Annotated in this window: 24 protein-coding genes; 13 read left to right on the forward strand and 11 right to left on the reverse strand. The window is 44.5% G+C overall.

Annotation, left to right across the window (positions count from 1 at the left end; all coding sequences use genetic code 11):
• Nucleotides 1-22 precede the first annotated feature (22 nt).
• The 3 genes from AC3AP5_RS05720 to AC3AP5_RS05730 form a co-directional block, all read right to left on the reverse strand.
• A complete protein-coding gene (locus AC3AP5_RS05720) occupies nt 23-610 on the reverse strand; it encodes a hypothetical protein (RefSeq protein WP_487327193.1) in 588 nt (195 codons plus the stop codon).
• Nucleotides 611-737: 127 nt separating this feature from the next.
• Complete coding sequence (locus AC3AP5_RS05725) at nt 738-1,247, reverse strand: outer membrane beta-barrel protein (protein ID WP_272977825.1); 510 nt, start codon at nt 1,245-1,247, stop codon at nt 738-740.
• A 171-nt stretch (nt 1,248-1,418) separates the two neighbouring features.
• Nucleotides 1,419-1,637, reverse strand: coding sequence for a TIGR02450 family Trp-rich protein (locus tag AC3AP5_RS05730; protein WP_272977826.1), 219 nt, complete (start codon nt 1,635-1,637; stop codon nt 1,419-1,421).
• A gap of 219 nt (nt 1,638-1,856) precedes the next feature.
• Between AC3AP5_RS05730 and AC3AP5_RS05735 the strand changes: the two genes are divergently transcribed.
• On the forward strand, nt 1,857-2,459 hold the full coding sequence (locus AC3AP5_RS05735) for an outer membrane beta-barrel protein (protein WP_487327194.1): 603 nt from the start codon (nt 1,857-1,859) through the stop codon (nt 2,457-2,459).
• A gap of 81 nt (nt 2,460-2,540) precedes the next feature.
• Nucleotides 2,541-3,527: a hypothetical protein gene (locus AC3AP5_RS05740; RefSeq protein ID WP_487327195.1), complete on the forward strand. Its 987-nt coding sequence runs from the start codon at nt 2,541-2,543 to the stop codon at nt 3,525-3,527.
• Nucleotides 3,528-3,789: 262 nt separating this feature from the next.
• Here the strand turns inward: AC3AP5_RS05740 and AC3AP5_RS05745 are convergent, their stop codons facing one another.
• Complete coding sequence (locus AC3AP5_RS05745; RefSeq protein ID WP_487327196.1) at nt 3,790-4,659, reverse strand: hypothetical protein; 870 nt, start codon at nt 4,657-4,659, stop codon at nt 3,790-3,792.
• A gap of 60 nt (nt 4,660-4,719) precedes the next feature.
• Between AC3AP5_RS05745 and AC3AP5_RS05750 the strand changes: the two genes are divergently transcribed.
• Nucleotides 4,720-5,925, forward strand: coding sequence for an IS256 family transposase (locus tag AC3AP5_RS05750; RefSeq protein WP_487326376.1), 1,206 nt, complete (start codon nt 4,720-4,722; stop codon nt 5,923-5,925).
• 845 nt (nt 5,926-6,770) lie between these two features.
• Entirely contained in the window at nt 6,771-7,454 is a 684-nt protein-coding gene (locus tag AC3AP5_RS05755; RefSeq protein ID WP_487327197.1) for a YagK/YfjJ domain-containing protein, read from the forward strand.
• 72 nt (nt 7,455-7,526) lie between these two features.
• On the opposite strand, the gene AC3AP5_RS05760 is transcribed toward AC3AP5_RS05755, so the two are convergent.
• Together AC3AP5_RS05760 and radC are read right to left on the reverse strand one after the other, a co-directional pair.
• Nucleotides 7,527-7,970, reverse strand: coding sequence for a hypothetical protein (locus tag AC3AP5_RS05760; RefSeq protein ID WP_487327198.1), 444 nt, complete (start codon nt 7,968-7,970; stop codon nt 7,527-7,529).
• Nucleotides 7,971-8,150: 180 nt separating this feature from the next.
• Nucleotides 8,151-8,624 (reverse strand): RadC family protein, encoded by a 474-nt coding sequence (gene radC, locus AC3AP5_RS05765; RefSeq protein ID WP_487327199.1) that lies wholly within the window; start codon nt 8,622-8,624, stop codon nt 8,151-8,153.
• 133 nt (nt 8,625-8,757) lie between these two features.
• Between radC and AC3AP5_RS05770 the strand changes: the two genes are divergently transcribed.
• From AC3AP5_RS05770 to AC3AP5_RS05780, 3 genes are all read left to right on the forward strand, one after another.
• Nucleotides 8,758-8,964 carry a helix-turn-helix transcriptional regulator gene (locus AC3AP5_RS05770; protein WP_290609534.1) on the forward strand — a complete coding sequence of 69 codons (207 nt, stop codon included), beginning with the start codon at nt 8,758-8,760 and terminating at the stop codon, nt 8,962-8,964.
• Nucleotides 8,965-8,997: 33 nt separating this feature from the next.
• Nucleotides 8,998-9,570: a hypothetical protein gene (locus AC3AP5_RS05775; protein ID WP_487327200.1), complete on the forward strand. Its 573-nt coding sequence runs from the start codon at nt 8,998-9,000 to the stop codon at nt 9,568-9,570.
• 111 nt (nt 9,571-9,681) lie between these two features.
• The gene (locus tag AC3AP5_RS05780; protein ID WP_487327201.1) at nt 9,682-10,239 is read left to right on the forward strand and encodes a hypothetical protein; all 558 of its coding nucleotides are present in this window, start codon (nt 9,682-9,684) and stop codon (nt 10,237-10,239) included.
• A gap of 730 nt (nt 10,240-10,969) precedes the next feature.
• Here the strand turns inward: AC3AP5_RS05780 and AC3AP5_RS05785 are convergent.
• Entirely contained in the window at nt 10,970-11,167 is a 198-nt protein-coding gene (locus AC3AP5_RS05785) for a hypothetical protein (RefSeq protein ID WP_487327202.1), read from the reverse strand.
• A gap of 387 nt (nt 11,168-11,554) precedes the next feature.
• On the opposite strand from AC3AP5_RS05785, the gene AC3AP5_RS05790 reads away from it, so the two are divergent.
• Together AC3AP5_RS05790 and AC3AP5_RS05795 are read left to right on the forward strand one after the other, a co-directional pair.
• Nucleotides 11,555-11,719 carry a hypothetical protein gene (locus AC3AP5_RS05790; RefSeq protein ID WP_290573399.1) on the forward strand — a complete coding sequence of 55 codons (165 nt, stop codon included), beginning with the start codon at nt 11,555-11,557 and terminating at the stop codon, nt 11,717-11,719.
• A gap of 64 nt (nt 11,720-11,783) precedes the next feature.
• On the forward strand, nt 11,784-12,011 hold the full coding sequence (locus AC3AP5_RS05795) for a hypothetical protein (protein WP_487327203.1): 228 nt from the start codon (nt 11,784-11,786) through the stop codon (nt 12,009-12,011).
• Nucleotides 12,012-12,145: 134 nt separating this feature from the next.
• On the opposite strand, the gene AC3AP5_RS05800 is transcribed toward AC3AP5_RS05795, so the two are convergent.
• The 4 genes from AC3AP5_RS05800 to AC3AP5_RS05815 all read right to left on the reverse strand — a co-directional run bounded on the left by AC3AP5_RS05800 (nt 12,146) and on the right by AC3AP5_RS05815 (nt 15,308).
• Entirely contained in the window at nt 12,146-12,322 is a 177-nt protein-coding gene (locus tag AC3AP5_RS05800) for a YrhK family protein (protein ID WP_487327204.1), read from the reverse strand.
• 8 nt (nt 12,323-12,330) lie between these two features.
• Nucleotides 12,331-12,786 (reverse strand): carboxymuconolactone decarboxylase family protein, encoded by a 456-nt coding sequence (locus AC3AP5_RS05805; protein ID WP_487327205.1) that lies wholly within the window; start codon nt 12,784-12,786, stop codon nt 12,331-12,333.
• 47 nt (nt 12,787-12,833) lie between these two features.
• Entirely contained in the window at nt 12,834-13,646 is an 813-nt protein-coding gene (locus AC3AP5_RS05810; RefSeq protein WP_487327206.1) for a helix-turn-helix transcriptional regulator, read from the reverse strand.
• A 72-nt stretch (nt 13,647-13,718) separates the two neighbouring features.
• Nucleotides 13,719-15,308, reverse strand: coding sequence for an ATP-binding cassette domain-containing protein (locus AC3AP5_RS05815; protein WP_487327207.1), 1,590 nt, complete (start codon nt 15,306-15,308; stop codon nt 13,719-13,721).
• A gap of 346 nt (nt 15,309-15,654) precedes the next feature.
• On the opposite strand from AC3AP5_RS05815, the gene AC3AP5_RS05820 reads away from it, so the two are divergent.
• The 4 genes from AC3AP5_RS05820 (at nt 15,655) to AC3AP5_RS05835 (ending at nt 18,192) form a co-directional block, all read left to right on the forward strand.
• Nucleotides 15,655-16,293, forward strand: coding sequence for a Crp/Fnr family transcriptional regulator (locus AC3AP5_RS05820; RefSeq protein WP_487327208.1), 639 nt, complete (start codon nt 15,655-15,657; stop codon nt 16,291-16,293).
• 95 nt (nt 16,294-16,388) lie between these two features.
• Nucleotides 16,389-17,015: an NAD(P)H-dependent oxidoreductase gene (locus AC3AP5_RS05825; RefSeq protein WP_487327209.1), complete on the forward strand. Its 627-nt coding sequence runs from the start codon at nt 16,389-16,391 to the stop codon at nt 17,013-17,015.
• On the forward strand, nt 17,012-17,464 hold the full coding sequence (locus AC3AP5_RS05830) for a DMT family transporter (RefSeq protein WP_487327210.1): 453 nt from the start codon (nt 17,012-17,014) through the stop codon (nt 17,462-17,464). The genes AC3AP5_RS05825 and AC3AP5_RS05830 overlap by 4 nt, the downstream gene beginning before the upstream one ends.
• Nucleotides 17,461-18,192 (forward strand): GNAT family N-acetyltransferase, encoded by a 732-nt coding sequence (locus tag AC3AP5_RS05835; protein WP_487327211.1) that lies wholly within the window; start codon nt 17,461-17,463, stop codon nt 18,190-18,192. Before AC3AP5_RS05830 ends, AC3AP5_RS05835 begins: the two co-directional genes overlap by 4 nt.
• Nucleotides 18,193-18,261 lie beyond the last annotated feature (69 nt).

Here is an 18,261-nt window from a genome sequence, read left to right on the forward strand (position 1 = left end):
CTTGCGCCTTTGGCGCAAGTCCCTAATCAATATAACCCCTCAAATAAATCCACGAAATCTTGTCATTTTTCACCCCCATCCGCATGGGGGTTGAACCGACATCACCATGTTGTAGCGTGTAAATGAGCTCGTCGGCAAAAATGACTCTCGGTTGACCCAACTCACTTATGACCGCTGGTACGGGTTTACACAGATAATTCTGGAATGGTGAATTAATCTCGCAGCTCTCGATAAACAGGCGTTTGATAAAGGTTTTTTGCTTTACCTCTACAAGTTCAATGATAAGACCGTCGTAAACCAGCGTAATAACAGTGTTCTTTACATCACTTTCATGACGATTCTCTTTTTGCCATTCAAACCGCTCTTCAGGCTCCCCCAATCGCTTCACAATCTCAGCCTCGGTGCTACCAAAGGTATCGATATACTCGAAAACACCGTAAGGTAACGAGTCAGATTTATATCCAGCTGAAACGTTAACTATCCGATCAGGTATCGTCTTTGGGTAAAGGTGTTCTGTCTTAAGGTACTGCTGAGCAGTTACGCCCGATGCAGCGATAACCGATACGCTTAATAAGGCGCTCATGAGCAATGGTTTCAGTTTGCTATGCATATTATCGTCTCCCTTGATGGGCCTTGTAGCTTGCGCCCTTTTAAAGTTCAGTAGCTTGCGCCTTTTTAAAGTTCAGTAGCTTGCGCCTTTGGCGCAAGTTGCAAACAGATATGTCTGAACTGTATTTTTAGAAGGTGTAGCGGAAGCTGAACGAGAAAACATCTGCACTATCAAATTGTTCGTACATCGCTTCTATTGATGCGTTCTTGCCTAACTTGTATGAAGCGCCGGTACCAATGCCTGTTTCCCAGTCATCATTACTGAACGACGCACCACTACCACTGGCTGAAACCTCTAGACGACCATATGAAGGCTGTACGAAAATGCCAAACGAGTCGTTAATATTGTACTGACCGCGCAAGCTTGCGATTACAAAGTTATCAACTTCAACGTCCACGCCATAAGCGGAATCATCGCCAATACCAAAACCAACGCGCAGCTCTGGCATGAAGGTAAAATTGCCACGCTCAAACGTATAACCTAATCCACCATGCAACGCGCCTAAGCTCAAGCTTTCTGACGAGTCAATATCATCTTGGAAACTCGTAAAACCACCTGAAACAGACCAGTCCGCATTGGCACTCATTGAGGCCGTTAACAGCAAACAGCAACCCAATGTTTTAATTAAAGCTTTCATTTTTATTTTCCTACTCCGTTTTGTCTAAACGCCTAGAGTTGACCATTTATTTAAATAAAGTTCATTTTTGTTAGATTGTTTATAACATATTTATATATTTTTTGTCAGTAAGGTAGCTCACGCCTTTGGCCCGTAGCTTGCGCCTTCGGCGCAAGAAAAACGATTTAAAACCTACATCTTCCAGCCCTGAGCCCATTTTTCTTCGTTTTTTAGTTCACGCCAATCAATTGAGTATTCGTTCTTTGAAAGCACTGACTCGATTACGCACGAAATGACGGCGCCTTCCTCATCGTACTCAACTTCTGATACCAAAAAATGCTTCTCGCGATTTATCGGCTTTACGGCGGTCCATTTGCTATTGTGAAGCTTGGCGGGATTAATCTGATTCATGTTGGCTCCGTGATAATTCAGTTGTCTTGCGCCAAAGGCGCGACCGACTAAAAATTAATATTTAACACCACATCTAAGCTTTATTTTTGTTAACACTTTAATATATGTATCGTCTCTAATAAGATACATAGGTTTTGTACTTGTGCCAAAGGCGCAAGCTACACTCTTGATAAGGTCAATCACGCTCATGATGACTTTCTAAAAACACGGAGACAATTAATGAATAAATCGCTTTTGGCATTAGCTCTGCTAACCGTATCGGGTACGGCTATGGCTCAATCACCACAATGGAATAAAATCGAGGTTTCATACCTAGATGCAACGGTTGATGTCGGCGCGAGTGAACCGTCATTCGACGGGCTGGGATTAAGTGGTAGTGCTGTTATTACCGATAACTGGATAGTGTTTACGGATTACAAAACAATTGATGCAGAGGCTAATGGCGCGAATGCTGATTTAGAGTTCTTATCGGCGGGCGCTGGCGCATTTAAACGTGTAACGGATACCACCGACATCTACACGACCATCTCTGTTGAACGCTTAGATATATCTGGTTCGGCTACGGCTTTATCTGTATCTGACGATGATATAGGTTACGGCATTGGTATCGGTGTGCGTTCTATGCTAATTCCTTTATTAGAAGTCGGCGCTAAGATTGATTATGTTGATATTGATGATACCGACGTATTCCGTGCTCAAGCGAATGCGTTCTATCACTTTACTAAAAATCTATCTGCTGGCATTGGGTATGAAACTTATCGTCCAAGCGATGTTGATTTAGACATCGATACCGTGAGCGTGTCTTTCCGATATACATTTTAACCAGCAAACTAAAAACGGTATGGCGTTTTTGCTTGCGTCAAAGGCGCAAGCTACGCGTTTTGGGAATGGATGGTGGGAATAATGAATAAAAATACTCTTATACCTGTTGGGCTTGGCGTGCTTATCATGGTATCAACCAGCTATGCACAGACTGAACCCGAGAAAAATGTTAAAGCTTATAGCTGTGATGACTGCAACTATAGCGAAGCGGAAAACTTGGTCAAAGAGAAAGTCCCACCATCTGTGGAGTGTCATTCTAAACCCAGTAGCTCAGATAACTCGACTGATACTCGGGTTTGCTATAGTACGCCGGTCTACGCCGCTGTATTGAACGAGTCGAGTGGTAAAGTCTGGGGCATTAAGCTAAGCCATAGCCATCAGGGTGAACGACCCGAACTTATGGAGCTACAGACCTCACCCTATGAGCATCCTCAATTTGTCAATGATGCGATTCGTAGCGGATATGAATATACCGACAGCCTGATAGCTCACACGGAAAAAATCGCCAACAACATAAGTCGAACCTTCGAGACATCAAAGGAATTTAACGATTGGATCGACGGCAAAGCGGAACCTGAGACCAACGAAATAGCCGATTCAAATCAATTAGATGATACTCTATGTGCCCACGACAATTCGCAATACCAAGCTGTAAAGGCGCTAACTAGCGGTGAATTTGAAAGCAACCTACAAGCAACCGTAAACGAGCAATTTGCTAACTTCTCTGGAACATCGCAGGACTTCTTTAATGACCTCGACTTTTCCACCCTTAGCTCGCGTTTGGCAGAACTGGACTACAATTTCACACTGAGTTCCAGTGATAAAAATAATACAAAAAACGTCAGCTTTGAATTTTCAGGCAGCAAAGATTTTCCGAGCAAGAACCCACCGTCGAAGTTAACTTATACGCTAATACCCAAACAGTCTCACATCGACGTCTCTTTGAATCCGAGTCTCACAAATATTGGTGGATACTATTGGTCGGTGTTAACTAATCCAGAAGTCAACAAAACCGAGTTGCCGCCCTGTACGCAAGTCGCACTAAAGGACCACCATTTAATGAATTAATGTCTGCGTGAAACGGGGTTGTTATGATTTTCCTTGCGCCAAAGGCGCAAGCTACGCGTGTATGCGTGCTATCACGAAATTAAAGGTATGGGGATTAATATTTGGAGTGTGTTCTTGCGCTGAAAGCGCAAGCTACACGATTTGGAATTGGTGCCCGGGGCCGGAGTTAAAATAAAATACTAAATATATGATTTTAAAGAAAATAAAAAATTGAAAGTAAACCTGTAGCACCACATATAGCACCACAGATTTGAAGCATTAACTAATTTGACTCATCGCTTACTCCCTGGAATTCATGATCTTGAACACTCTCGGGATCAACATTTCCGGCAATCGCTAAAGCAACCATTTCACGAAACTTCTTGATAGATTTGTCCCTTTCCATATGTCGAAATCTATTTGGCTGTTTGATTGGAGCATTACCCTTTAAAGTCTCAACATTAATACGGTGGTTGTGTCTCTCCAAGTCATATTCTTCAAAAAGCCTTATAACCATCAATTCGAGGGTTTCGCATAGTTTTACTATCGCGTCGAAGCGTTCATCATCAAATTTAATATCTCTTATCTGCTTCGCCAACTCAGCTCTGTGCTGAGAGATTTTCGCTCGAAGGTTGTCTGACTCATCTCGCAAGCTGTTTAACTCAAGCATTTCGCTGTACCAGTTATAGGCCTCATCTACCAAAGTTTCTATAAGTGCCTCTTCCGATCTTATTCCATTACTCTTGTATACAGCAGCTCGATACTGCTTTAGCCGTGCTTCTACAGTGTCGCTCAAGTAAATGAAATCCTCTAACATCAAGTCGTCAGAGTAATCGCTTAGTGGTTCGTTAGAGATAGGATCCTTGACTCGGTCAAAGCTGTCTGAGTTCGCTAATGATGAATTAACGTTATATAAAGCGCCTTCTTTAGCCATGACGCGTACAAATTCGCTGGTTGCTAAGAGCGGCTTTTTATCCTTTCTCAGGTTGATAGAGATATTGAGCTTTTTAACCACTTTTTTAATGGTTTGAACCAACTGCTCTTCGGTCGGAAAGGCACGACTACCAAAAATGAGGTCCCCAACGTGATTATGCTTAGCGTACGAACGCGCTATTTGATCGGAGGTTAGCTTTGCACCTTTTTTATTTTTCAAATCGGGTAGTGTTCAGAATTCTGTGTCATTTCGTTAAACTAAGCAAAAAAGAGATGACATATGACCAAAAACAATTTCGACATGGATGCCGCTTTAAAGCAGTTGCGTGAAGGCAAAGACCTCACCGGCAAAGACGGCATCCTGACACCGCTTATTAAACAACTCACCGAAGCCGCGATGCAGGCTGAGCTTGAAGAGCATCTCAGTGATAAAGAGCAATCTAACCGCAAGAACGGTTCGACGTCAAAAACAGTCAAGAGTCCTGCCGGCAGCTTTGAATTAGATACGCCCCGCGACAGAGCCGGCTCGTTTGAGCCGCAACTGGTTAAAAAACATCAGACGCATTTAACCGATGAGCTGGAGCGTAAAATTATTGCATTGTTTTCGCTTGGAACCAGCTATCAAGACATTCGCATGCACATTGAAGATCTGTACGGCATTCATGTCTCAAACGGCACCATTAATGCCGTCACGGATAAGCTTCTGCCGGAGCTTCAGGCATGGCGTGAACGGCCTTTAGAAGCGGTTTACCCCATTGTATGGCTCGATGCCATTCACTATAAAATCAAAGAGAATGGGCGTTTTATCAGCAAAGCTGTTTATACCATTCTAGGCCTCAATATTGACGGTAAAAAAGAGCTTCTGGGGCTTTATTTATCCGAGTCAGAAGGCGCTCATCACTGGCTGAGTGTGTTGACCGATCTCCATAATCGAGGCGTTCAGGATATTCTGATTGCCTGCGTAGACGGCTTAAAAGGCTTCCCTGAAGCCATAGAAAGCATCTACCCGAAAACCGAGGTGCAACACTGCATCATTCACCAAATTCGTAATTCGCTGAAGTACGTGGCCAGCAAAAATCAGAAAGCCTTCATGGCCGATTTAAAATGCGTGTATAAAGCCGCGACGCTATCCGCTGCCGAAAGCGCGCTGGATGATTTAGAAACCAAATGGGGCGATAAATATCCCATCGTTATTCAATCCTGGCGCAATAAGTGGGCGACACTCTCAGCGTATTTTAAATACCCCGACTATGTGCGGACCGTCATCTACACAACCAATGCCGTTGAGGCGGTACACCGCCAGTTCAGAAAACTGACCAAAACCAAAGGCGGTTTTAGCAATGAAGGTAGCTTGCTTAAGCTGCTGTACGCGGGTATGTTAAAAGCAACTGAGCGCTGGTCGCACCCGGTGCAGAACTGGAATCTGACACTGTCTCAGCTAACCATCCACTTTGAAGGTCGACTGGATGGCCACATAGATTTATGAAAACTTGGCTGACACAGAATATTGAACACTCTCTAAAATCGTAGAGGGACTCTAGGTTTGCCTGCTCTTTTAATAATGCCTCGACAACCTGTTCTTTGCTGACACCGAGCTTATCCGACAAGCCATTTAGCTTCTCAACAGACTCACGTGAAAGTCTATATGTTCTATCCAAATACTCGGTTTTATCCTTACGCTTACTTCGCTGCCGGTAAGACTCTTGGATATTTCTTAACAACCTATAATGATCAGGCCGGTTGTCCCTGAATAAGCCAATAAGAATTCGCTTTGCAGCTTGTCTAATGTTTTCGTTTTGCTGTCGATATATTTTTATTCCTTTGTTTGTGAGGTAATTTACCAGCCACTGACCTTCTGCTGCGTCATCAACATCGAACTCCTCAACCCATTTAGGAACTTCTTCAAACTCACTCGTCATAGCTAATCAACGTTATCAAACTCATAAAAAACATATAAAAACATGTTTTAAACAAAGTAGCAAACTTGTTGCAAACTTGTTTTTTCTAATTCACTAAACGCGGGATATAAAGGGCTCTTGATGACGTGTTATGCGGCATGGATATTCTAAATTATCAGAATAAGAGCAAGGTTTTGAATGCAGTCTAAACGCACTTTTCCATATAGATTTGGGAGCAGTTTATGATTAGGAAATGTTGGTAATAGTAATATATACAACCTTCACTACTATCAATCAGTACATCATTCATTGGTACGTCTAGTAACCAATGCTTAGCCAGTGACAGGTAAGCCCCTAAGCTTACCGTCTGACTCATGGTTAAAAATTACAGGATCAGATCTCTTATGAATCAATAACGATCACGAGGTCTGAAATGAGAAAACGTAATGCGAATAACCATAACCACACGCTACATTATGATGCTGAATACAAGGGCTTTGCTTTACATACAGCAAATGCACCATACATTCTGCCATACGTAGACCGCCTGCATACGGTCATGGATAGAGTGCTCCAGAACCACAAGCGAGTATTAGCAGTGAAGTTTGACTTGCATCTACCAGCTCATACGAATCCGTACCTGCAACGTAACGCAATTACGGAGTTTATTGAGCGAGTTAAAGCAGGTATCGCTAGCTATCAAAACGCGGTAGCACGACGCAATCAAAGGGTTTACCAAACGGAAGTCGAATACGTTGCTAAAATTGAACAGACGCAGGACAGCGAATTAGAGCATTACCATGTCGTAATATTCACCAACAAGGACACGCTATACCCAGTCGGCAACTTAAGCCATGAGGACCCCACCAGGTTAGGTCAAATTATCCGACAGGCGTGGTTAAAGACGCATGGGTTATCGGCTGATTCGCGGGTAGCGCTCCTTCACACATCAACGCCAGTGTTTAGGGTTCTGCAAGGACCACTCAGAACAGATGACCCAGTGCACAGAGACGCATTTCTGCACTTTAGTTACCTGTGTAAAGAGAAGACGACTAAATACCAGGGCAAACGGCAATCGTTTTACAGCAGCAATGCAAAAAATAAAGCGCCTGTCTGAGGCGCTTTAAGGGTAGGACAAGCTAATTAATACGAGTGCGTGCAACAGACTGACACGCGCTTAACGCAACACTTAACGTGTATCCTTTATGTGGACGCCTAACCGCCATGTATAAAGACCATAAACCACGGCTAACCCGATAATATCTTCGGGCCCATCATACTCGCTAGCTTGGCCGAAGAATGCGGCCTCTCCAATATTAATTACCAAAGCCAAAAGCACAATTACGGGTAGCAAACGGATCAAAACGACCCACCCAATAGAGACAAACTTATCCAAAAAGTAGCTTCCGCCATTGCCGCCGTTGGCAACGTAAGCGACAAAAATAGACAGCAGGACCATAATACCATCTACTGCATCTACTCCCACAGACCAACCGTTTTCAGGAAAGCGAACAAGCAGTGTTGCTAGATAGGTAAGTATTACAGTCGCCGATAAGTACATAAGACTATCGTTGCTTTGGTATTGACCCGCTCTATGCTGTTCCTTAAGCGCTTTTATGTTTATAAAGTACATTTACAAATCGTCCTTGTTAATCGGTTGTAATAGTTATTTTTGACTGGTTAACGTTAAAAGATGCCTAGATGCACCGTCAAGGTCAGTATTACCACAAAAAATAAAGCGCCAGCTTAAAGCACCAAGCAACGTAGAAAAGGCCCAGGGAAAACCTTCTCTACGCGCTTAGCAACAATACACCTACAACAATCCCCTTTCAGCAAACGAAACCGTGTCTTGGCCTACTACGATGTGGTCAAGCATGGGGACGTCTATGTGATTGAGTGCGTCCTTGATACGCGTCGTTACACGCTTGTCAGCCTCCGATGGCTCAGTCACACCCGATGGATGATTGTGCGCCAAGATGATGGCTGCGGCGTTTTGCTGAAGCACCTCCTTCATCACCTCACGGGGATATACCGGAGCGGCGTTAATGGTCCCGAAGAACAACTCCTTGTACTCGATCAGGCGATGCTGTGAGTCCATCAACAAGATAGCGAACACTTCACGCTTTTGATGCGCCAGCTTGTATCTCAGGAAGTCTTTTGCAGCAGATGGACTGGTAAAGCCCTCCCCCTTCAAAAACTTCGTCTCCAGGATCTCAGACGCTTTATTCAGCACATCAACCTCAGTCATCGGCCCATTCGTTACATACTCAGCATTTTGCTCGTGCATTTTGTGTCTCCATGTTTTCGATTCTTGAATGCACGTGCGTGATATAGGTCTGAAATCCCGTGGATTCGCTGTTTATGGTTATTCGTTACAGCCCCTGTGAATCCTCTGAGACAAACAAAACAGAGGAATAATAATGAGATTTCTAAGAATCAACGAAGTACGAGAACGCATTGGCTTAGGTCGCACCTCCATTTACAAAATGGTTAACGAAGGCACATTTCCAAAGCCGGTTCGCGTGTTGGGTAAGAAGGTAGCCTGGATAGATTCAGAGGTGGACGAGTGGATTATGCAACGCATCGCCGATGAGCGCGGCGACGCCATTCCAGAAATGAAATGCTAACTGATTAATCGCCGAAACAAGAGGGAAAAACAAGTGTGTGACAAATTTCTTACTCCGGAACTAATTATTCAAATCCATTACGAATTTCACCAAGACTACACGCGTTCAGTATTAAAAAGGTCAATAGAAAAGTCTGTACGCTCACTGATGAATGAAGTTTGTCCAGTAAAGGACCTTGGTGTGTCAAAAATATTCTGGACTGCTGGTATTTACGCAGCTCTCATTGGAAATGGTGATTGGACAACCGACCGCAAACGAGCCGTAATTACAGGCTTAGTGACCGCGATAACGTTCTTAGATTTAAACGGCTTTCACGTCAATGCTAATAATCCCTCGTTGCTATCATTAATCGAATCGCCTTGCATGAATAGCACAAAGCTTGGAAAGGTACTGTTCGAGCAATTCCGCGGGGAACGCCTAGAAGAAAATAAAATAGCCAGTCAGACCAACTCTTCTAAAGATATAACCTGCGGATATGGTCAACAAAGAATAAAGCCATATTCTTCATTAAAAGACATCATAACTAGGATTAGGAGCGAATTTTATCCTCTTCACTACGACTACAGTATTGATTGGGATGATGTCATCCCTGCTGTTTGTCATTAATGCGGTATCAACTTACCTAAAAAGTTAAGCGTTGATTACCGTACTCAGTTGACTTCCCTTCATTTTCGCTAGGCGGCATTTTGTCGCCATACTTCAATATAGGACCAAGCAATGATTTTACGTCTAGTTAAACCTGTAGATATTGTCAAAATAGATATAGGAATGCACCTAGAGGCGAACCACCATCCTACTAACTTTGCTCAGCTTGTCGATATATACAGTACCATTGACCGTGAGTATTTTGATTGCACCGTTAACTTAGACTCGATATTCTCAATTGCCGCTGAGTACGCTATTCGCTTAGCACACACCGCGTGGACAGAGGATACCAACCGTGCCGCAGAAACTGCATTTGCCGTGTGCCTGCTATTTTTGAACCAGTATGGTATCCCCATGAAAGGCAATGACCAGATATTGTTCAACGTCATGCGGGACGAATGGACTACGGTAGATAAGTTTGCACCGCGACTCATGTTAGAGCACGCGAAAACCGTCATAAGCAATTCGAGCGCGCCCTTAACAGCGGGTGACGCCCTTGAAATGACAAAGCGGTCAATACACTCACCGATTCGTTTTGGCCCCCTTATAACGGGTTTAAAGAGCTTGAGAGAAAGCTTCACTGTATCTGGATGCAAAGGCGTTCAATGGGACAACTACATCAACGACTAAGCCCGTATTCATTACTGAACAGTTTTCTATTCAGCATTGAACAATCGTCAAAATATTCTGGAGACAATTATGTGGATCCATACGTTCACCCCTGCCCAATTGCAGGAAATTCACCACCGGCTACACAGACACCACGCACTGCCGGTAGACATGGATAAGCTTTCAGCAGTATGCGAAGAGGTAAACCAAAGAAGTCGGTGCATTAGCCACGGACTATTCGAAGCCGACGCCATTCAGGTGGCGGTCGATTATGCAATCACCCTACGAAAATGTCGCTGGGTAGAGGACCACGAACAATTAGTCGATACCGCTTTCGTAACGGCATTGACTTACCTTCGTCTAAGCAAGTATCCCATTGACTCGGATGACCCGGCACTATGGAGCTACTTTGAAAGTACCTATAATAACGAGAGGCTTGAGTATGTATTTTTCCTAGCCTTCACTCGGCAAAACATCCTTTTGAACGCATTTTCTTGTAAACGCTCTGCTTACGAGAGACTGCCGAGAACGGAGCTAGGATTAGACAATCATCGATGGATGGCAATATTAAGGGGCGCTGTCGACGAGAGCTACGAGCGTTGTTGCCTTACAGCCCCAGGGTACGTTTGGGATAACTACAGGAGGGAAGTCGAAGAACAACAAAAAATTGCATACCAAAAATACAACGAGCTCTTTCCATGTCGGCATTCACAGAGCTAACAGAGGAAACATGGTTCCCTCACATGACAATTTACTCTAACGGCGATTTCCATGCAGGTCCTGCGAAACGCTTGGCTTGATGAAGTTTAGTTATTAAGCTGTTTGTTGCTGCTTTAAGCAAAACTTCTTTGTATTTGTAGGCTGGCACGACCGCTGCGGGCGCAAGAGTAAGAGGATAGTCGAGATAAGGCTCAGATGCACTTAAATGGCGCTCACCAAAATAGCACATCGCAATAAGCTGCTCTTGCTCAACTGATGAAAGCTTATCGAGTATGCTCTCTATTTCCTGCTCTGAAATGTTTCGTTCTGAAACACCAACTTCATTAATAACGATATCGTAAATTTTGCTCGGGCTCTGACTGCTTAATTCGTAACCAATTTATTTTCCTTTTGTTCCATGTTGATAGCACAAAATACCAAGCCTGGCTTTAGCTACCAACGTGAACAATAAGATTCGAAAAAAATTTTAGGGATAAATAACTCAATTACGATGACTCGAAACACATAAAACACCATCAACCCAACATCCTCAAAGCCAAGCCACACAAGGCCTGTTGACTGTATTAGTTAAATGCTGAGAATCTACTTAGGCAACTGATTTTAAAAGGAGATTAATATGTCACAAGTCAACTGTCCTGAGTGCCGTGGTCGCGGTGAAATTCCTTGCCCCTTAGATTACGGTGGTGGCCCTCACCCTGAAAGTTGCCCTACTTGTGGTGGCGATTCTCGTGTACGTATTGAATGCCCTTACTGTGATGGTGACGGCAAGGTTGAGGACTGATTAGTCTGCTCTGGTTGATTATAGGCGGGAATCAGTGCCCGCCTACTCTTCAAAGGAATTAGAAATGAGTATTTGGGATACGATATATACGGCAGGGAAAAAAATCCTTTCCGAAGCTGTAGATCAAACGTCAGAGGTCACACAGGCTCATAAACGACTGAAAGGTAAAAGTGATAAAGAGCTACTCGATATCGCTAATAAATCAGCCTGGAAGCACGAGGGTAAAGACCAGATGGTGGCAAGAAGCATGTTACGTAAACGTGGTTATACTGACGACCAAATCAAACGATAATAGGAATCGTAGTTTCTGCTATCACTGTTTGCTACTGCTGTCACAGGAGCGGAAATTAACTCTTTGCTAATTGGATGCCACAGGGCGGCGTAGCCAATGCACTGGGTGTAGATGTCGAGCAGTTGCAAGAGTGATTACGGACGAATAATATCGATAAACATCAACGCCGACCCTGTCATGAAGAGCCACACACCTAATGTCGCGTAGCTCGCAAAAGTGGGTAGAAACAACATACTGCCAAAGAGGAACGACAAGCTAGCCAGTATCCCTAATGTGTTTTTCTGAATACGCTGCAATAAAGTTGCTTTCATACCATGCCCTATTGTTCTATTTCGGGTTGGAAACGGAAACTCACGGCAATACGATTCCAGCTATTTATCTGTACGATGACCGCGGTCAACTCAATTAACCCGCTTTCTCCAAAAGCGTCCAGTGCAGCCTGAAAGGTATTGTCAGTTACTTCTACACTGTTGATAAGCGTTAGCGCTTCCGTCCATGCCAATGCAGCGCGCTCCTTGGTAGTAAAGCAAAATAACTCTTTCCAGGCCGGAAGCACATCTAACCTTGATTGTACCTCACCATCGGTTCGAGCTTCATCAGCGTGCATTTTCTGACAAAAGCCACAATGATTGAGTTGAGATGCGCGAAGTTTGACCAGATGCAGAAGTCGTGGGGATAAGTTTGCGGCTTCCGGCACCTCACCTAATGCGGTTAAGTGAGTCACCAGACGCGGGCATTGTTCGTAAAGTGAAGATTGTGAAATTCGGTGTTCCATAATGTCCTCCAAAGAATAACTTTCTATACTTTAGGGACATTCACTAGTTACGAATTGGAAATTTGCGACATTTTTCGTTGGCGATATTCAAGCGGGGTTTCCAGAGCTTGTTCACGGAATACATTGGTAAAATGCGCTTGATCGAAGTAGCCACAAGCAAGGGCAATATCACTGAGGCTGTCTGGTGTCATGATCAAATATTGTCGGGCTTTTCGAATTTGAGCAAAGCTGTGCAACTGATTTGGAGTAAAGCCTAAGTATTTACGTAATTGCCTTTCCAGTGTCCGTCGACTAAACCCGCTTTGTAAGGCCAGTTGCTGAGGGGGGATTAAGTTTGCGGACGCATGAGCTAATAACATCGACCATTTATAATGAGGTTCTTGAGCGCAACAACTAAGCGTCAGTAACCAGTCCTGCACAGCCTGAATTTGTCGGCTTGTTGATAGCCTCGGGAGTGTATCCATTAATTGCTGTAAACTTGAGTGTTGAGGAAAGTCCGTGTCGAGTAAATCTATTTCTATATTCTGAAAATCGTCAATATTCAGACCTAGTAGCTCTCTTGCGCCCCCAGGCCGAAACCGAACACTAATATATTTCGTCGAAGCATTCCAATGGTGAGTAGAAACTCGGCTATGATGAAAATAGCGTGCATTAATACGAGTATTGCCTATTTCAAAAGTTAGACTGGAACCGGCATCGGGATACAGTTTTTCTTCAACACGCTCTGAATTGTTCTTCGAACCACTAGTTGACCACAAACACTGGATCCAACTCGATAGGCCTAAAGAGGGCGAAATCATTTTTAAGCCTATATCGGAGAAGCTGGCAGCAGGTATAATGTCAAATTTCTCGTATGACATGTAGACCCCCATAAAAATAAACGTGTGTAAATAATAGCCGACATTCGACTTCCCGGCGACCGCCGTTTCAGTTTAGTCGCTCTGGCGGGAGTATGTATGCGGTATGATCAAAGTAGTTAGTCCGCATTTTTTTACGAAGCTCTTATCATGGCTCACCAGAATAAGTGCGCCATCGTAATTGAGCAGAGCATCGGAAAGCATGTCTTTGGAATCAATATCAAGATGGTTGTCGGGTTCATCCAAAAGTAATAGCGGCTGTTGCGGCTGGTTACTCGCAATCAGCATCGCTAACTTCATTTTCTCTCCCCCACTTAGCCGGTTTACCAGTTGGTGTACTTTATCTTTCCTAAGGCCTATACCTGCCAATAGCATTCTGGCTTTATTTTCACTCATTCCCCGACATAAATTCAGTATATTATCGAGTACCGAAAAGTGAGCCTGCAGCACATTAAAGTGCTGGTCTAAATAAAACACGGCAGTGTTAATACGAACCTCACCGGCTTTAAGTGCCAGGTCGCCGCAAAGCACTTTCAGTAGCGTAGACTTACCACTGCCATTCGGTCCGACTAAATGCAGCTTGCTATTCCCCTTTACGGTTAAGTTAAAGGGCTTCATTGAACCATAAGGAATTTCCGCATTAGTTAAAGAAACCAGAGTCCGGTTACCCTTAGTTTCAGAACTTATTTTTAACTTTTGTGCTTTTAACTGCTCCTGCTTTGACTCTAGTCGCCGCGACTTTTGTTGTAATTGTTGCTGCCGATGCGTTTCATTTTTCGCTCTTCCCGAGGCTGAAGCGGAAGCACGGTTACTCATGGCATCCATTAAGATTTTTGCCTGGCTTCCTTCTTTACGCAGCTTTTTGCCCGCCGCCGCTCGCTGCTCAGCTCGTTCTTTGTTTTTCTGCGCTTGCTTTTCCAAATGCTTCTGCTGTTGCCTTACACTACTTAATTGGCGTGCCACTGCATCGGACTCTTTCCGCTTTTCTTCTGTGTAAAAATCGTAGTTTCCTCCGTACAGCGTCAAACCTAAACTACTCAACTCCCATATTTGCTCAACCTCCCGCAGCAATAAGCGGTCATGACTAATAAGCAAAATATGATCTGAAAAGCTCTGAATCTGCTCTATAAGCCATTGTTTACCGTTGCTATCCAAATGGTTGGAGGGCTCGTCCAGCACGAGTAAACCAGCACCGCTGTTAAACAATTTCCACAATTGAAGTATCGAAAGCTGACCGCCACTTAATTGTTTACACTCCAGAATGATAGAGTCAGGCAACTGTAACTGCTGCAAAAGGCAGGATAGTTCGGCTCTCAAACTCCAGCGGTCACCAACGCACTCAAACCATTTAGGGTTGCAATCACCCTGCTCTATTTGCTCAATAGCATAAAGCGTCTTCTTCACGTCCAGAAAGTCTGCTACGGTTTGCTGCAACATATGCTCTTGGTTGACTTGCTGGTACATGGCTACAGAAGTATTTAATTGCACGCTTCCACCCGTAGGTTCTAATTCCTTTGTAAGTAATGAGGCTAAAATAGATTTACCCACACCATTGCGCCCGACAAGCCCAACTCGCTTTTGCGTCATTGACACAGAAAGGTTTCTGAACAGCGTTTCGCCATTTTCAAATTGATAATGCAGACTAGTTGCTTGTAAAACTGGCATTTGTTGCCTCCTGAAAGCAGGGGCATTAAACGCAGTGAATCCGATAAACGGCTGGTGTTTTTACAAAACTGATATGAGGCTTAAATGAGCCAATCGCACTACGCCTACTAACCCTGCGGATCCAAATTAAAGAAATGAAGATGGATGACAGGTATTAGTTGTTCATTTTGGCGTAGACTCCTTCAGAGGTAATGTTAGTAATTTAGAATAATTGAAAATGAATCAACTTTCCACTATTCAACTCTCGAACGAAATTGCCCGGCTACATCTATCTTTACACCTACAGCGGCAAAAGTTACTTTAAACTTAAGTTCCCAAAAGGCCGCCAAACCAAAAGACTAAAAGCATGACCACCCAGAACACCATAGCCAACGATAAAACCTATGCGATACCGCAGGACGCCCTGGAGCACCTACGTACCTGCATGAACCGTTATCACGAAATTACCGAGGGTTGCTGGCAAAAATTTCAGAAATTATTAACCTTTCGCGAATACGCTCGTGGCGACTTAATCTATGGCGTAGGGGAACACCCCGACAGCTTCAGCTTTATTCATAGTGGTTTAGCCCGGGTGTTTCATTTGGATGAAAACGGTCAGGAATATAACAAGCGCTTTTTTAGTGAAGGTGAATTCCCAGCCTGTATGACCGCCCTACTTACCAACACGGCATCAGAATTAAGTGTCGAGTGCTTAGAAAACTCTGCGGTAATACACATTGATTTTCACGGCTATCGGCAGCTGTTAGAGCAAAGCCCCGACTTAATGCTTTATCATATCCGTTATTTAGAAAAAAACTGGCTGCTGGAAAAAGACGAACGCGACAATGCCTTTGGTCAAGCCACGGCATTACAGCGCTATCAAACCTTTATAGAACAACTTCCCCACCTTGCCAGCCGGGTTCCTCAGTATCATATTGCCTCACACTTAGGAATAACTCCGGTGCAACTGTCACGATTACGCAAACAACAGCGCAACACCGAATAATTTTTACCGTTATTAAACTATGTTAATGCGGCTCCTCTGAGGTATCTGAATAATAGAGCTCACTTGCTAAACATATAGCGACACAGGAGCTCTAAATGTATTTAGAAAAACTACAGCAATGGCGTTATGCAACCGACACCTTTTCCAACACCGAGGTGTCCGATGAGGTATTAACTCAATTGTTAAATGCTACCCGGTTAACGGCATCGTCCTACGGGTTACAACCTTATCGCACGCTGGTTATTCGTGATAAAGCCTTACAGCAAGAGCTGGCTCACTGCTCTTTTGGCCAGCAAAAAGTTGCGGACAGCTCAGCTTTGGTCGTCTTTGCGACAAAAGCTGCAAAGATTGAAGATATTGTAACGCCCTATATCAATGAATTAGCCCGGCAGCGCGAACTCACGGAAGAACAGGCGCAAAGCACCTATCAGTATTTAACGCAGCGCCTGCAGGCTATGTCCGCTGCAGAGCTTAAAGAGTGGGCTACCCGTCAGGCTTACATTGGCTTAGGCACTTTTCTGCTGGCAGCAGCCGAGCTGCAAGTGGACAGCTGCCCTATGGAGGGCATTGAGAAAGCACGCTACGACGACATCCTGTCTCTCCCTGAACGCGGACTGACTACGGCCTTTGCTTGCCCTGTAGGTTACAGAAGCGAAGAGGATGTTACTCAATTGCAGAAAAAAGTACGTCTGCCACTTTCTCAATTCAGGGTCGCCTTATGACACAAACCATACTTGTGATCATGGCTATTGCGGCGGGTATGTCGATAGCCGTTCAGGCCAGTATTAATGCGATGATGGGGCAGTTAGCACATAATACCTTTCTGTCGCTGACCGTTGCTTTTACTATTAGCGCGCTGTTCTCGGCCATGGCTCTCTGGGGCTTTACCGAACGCAGTACGCTGACTTTTTCGAACTTACCCTGGTACTTCTGGCTCATTGCAGGCGTTTTCACCTGTTTTGGGGTGGGCACCATGTATTTCCTGATCCCGAAACTAGGAATTGGGCAAGTCATGGCTTACGCGCTCACCGGGCAATTAATTGGCGCCATGATAATCAACCATTTTGGTGTGTTAGGCAGCCCGGCCATTGCACTGAACAGTTACCGTTTATTAGGCGCAGGGTTACTTATCTCCGGTGTCTTTTTGATTAACTTAGGAGCAAAACCATGACCACGAAACAACAGCAAAACCTGCAGAATTTACATCAACTCTGGCGGCTTCAGCCATACCAGGAGTTAACCACTCGTCATGGCGTTCCCTTTTATAAGCTGGGGCAATGGCCATCGCGAGTCTGGTGCAAGCCTGGTAATTACTCAGAAGCAGAGAAAACGCAGCTAGTTGCGGAGCTGAGCGCACAGATGTCAGACTCTCATACCCTATCGATGCCGGAAGCTCTGTTACCTAAAAGTGAACCAGGGCTTAACGCGTTAACGCTCAGTTTTAGTCAACAAATGATGGTCAAAACTCTGGACACCTCGGCACTCGACTCTACTTCGCCGCAGTTAACGTTGGAGCCTGTAGGCCCGCAACAGGCGCAGCAATGGGCTGACACCACCGGCAGTTGCTTTGGTTATACGGTAGCCGCGTCGTCGGTAACCAACCTCTTGCACGGAAATGCCCAGCTTTATTTTATTGTGCATAAGGGTGATATAGCCGGTACCGCTATGACCTTTACGCATAACCAGCAAATGGGCATTCACCAGGTCGGTGTTCTTGATGGGTTTCGAGGCAAAGGGCTGGCCAGAGAGGCCATGCTCCTGCTTGAGCAACAAGCTTTGTCAGCCGGTATCAACACATTGCAGTTGCAGGCATCGGCAATGGGAGAGCCTCTTTATCATTCACTGGGTTACCGCTCTCTCGGTGCGATTCATAATTATGTGAAGTCCACGCAGGAATGAATGTCAGCAAGACCGGAATCAACTTAATTGACGCTCTTCGGCTTTTTACGTAAGTTATCTGAACCTAAC

The sequence above is a fragment of the Idiomarina sp. D18 genome (genome assembly GCF_057748155.1).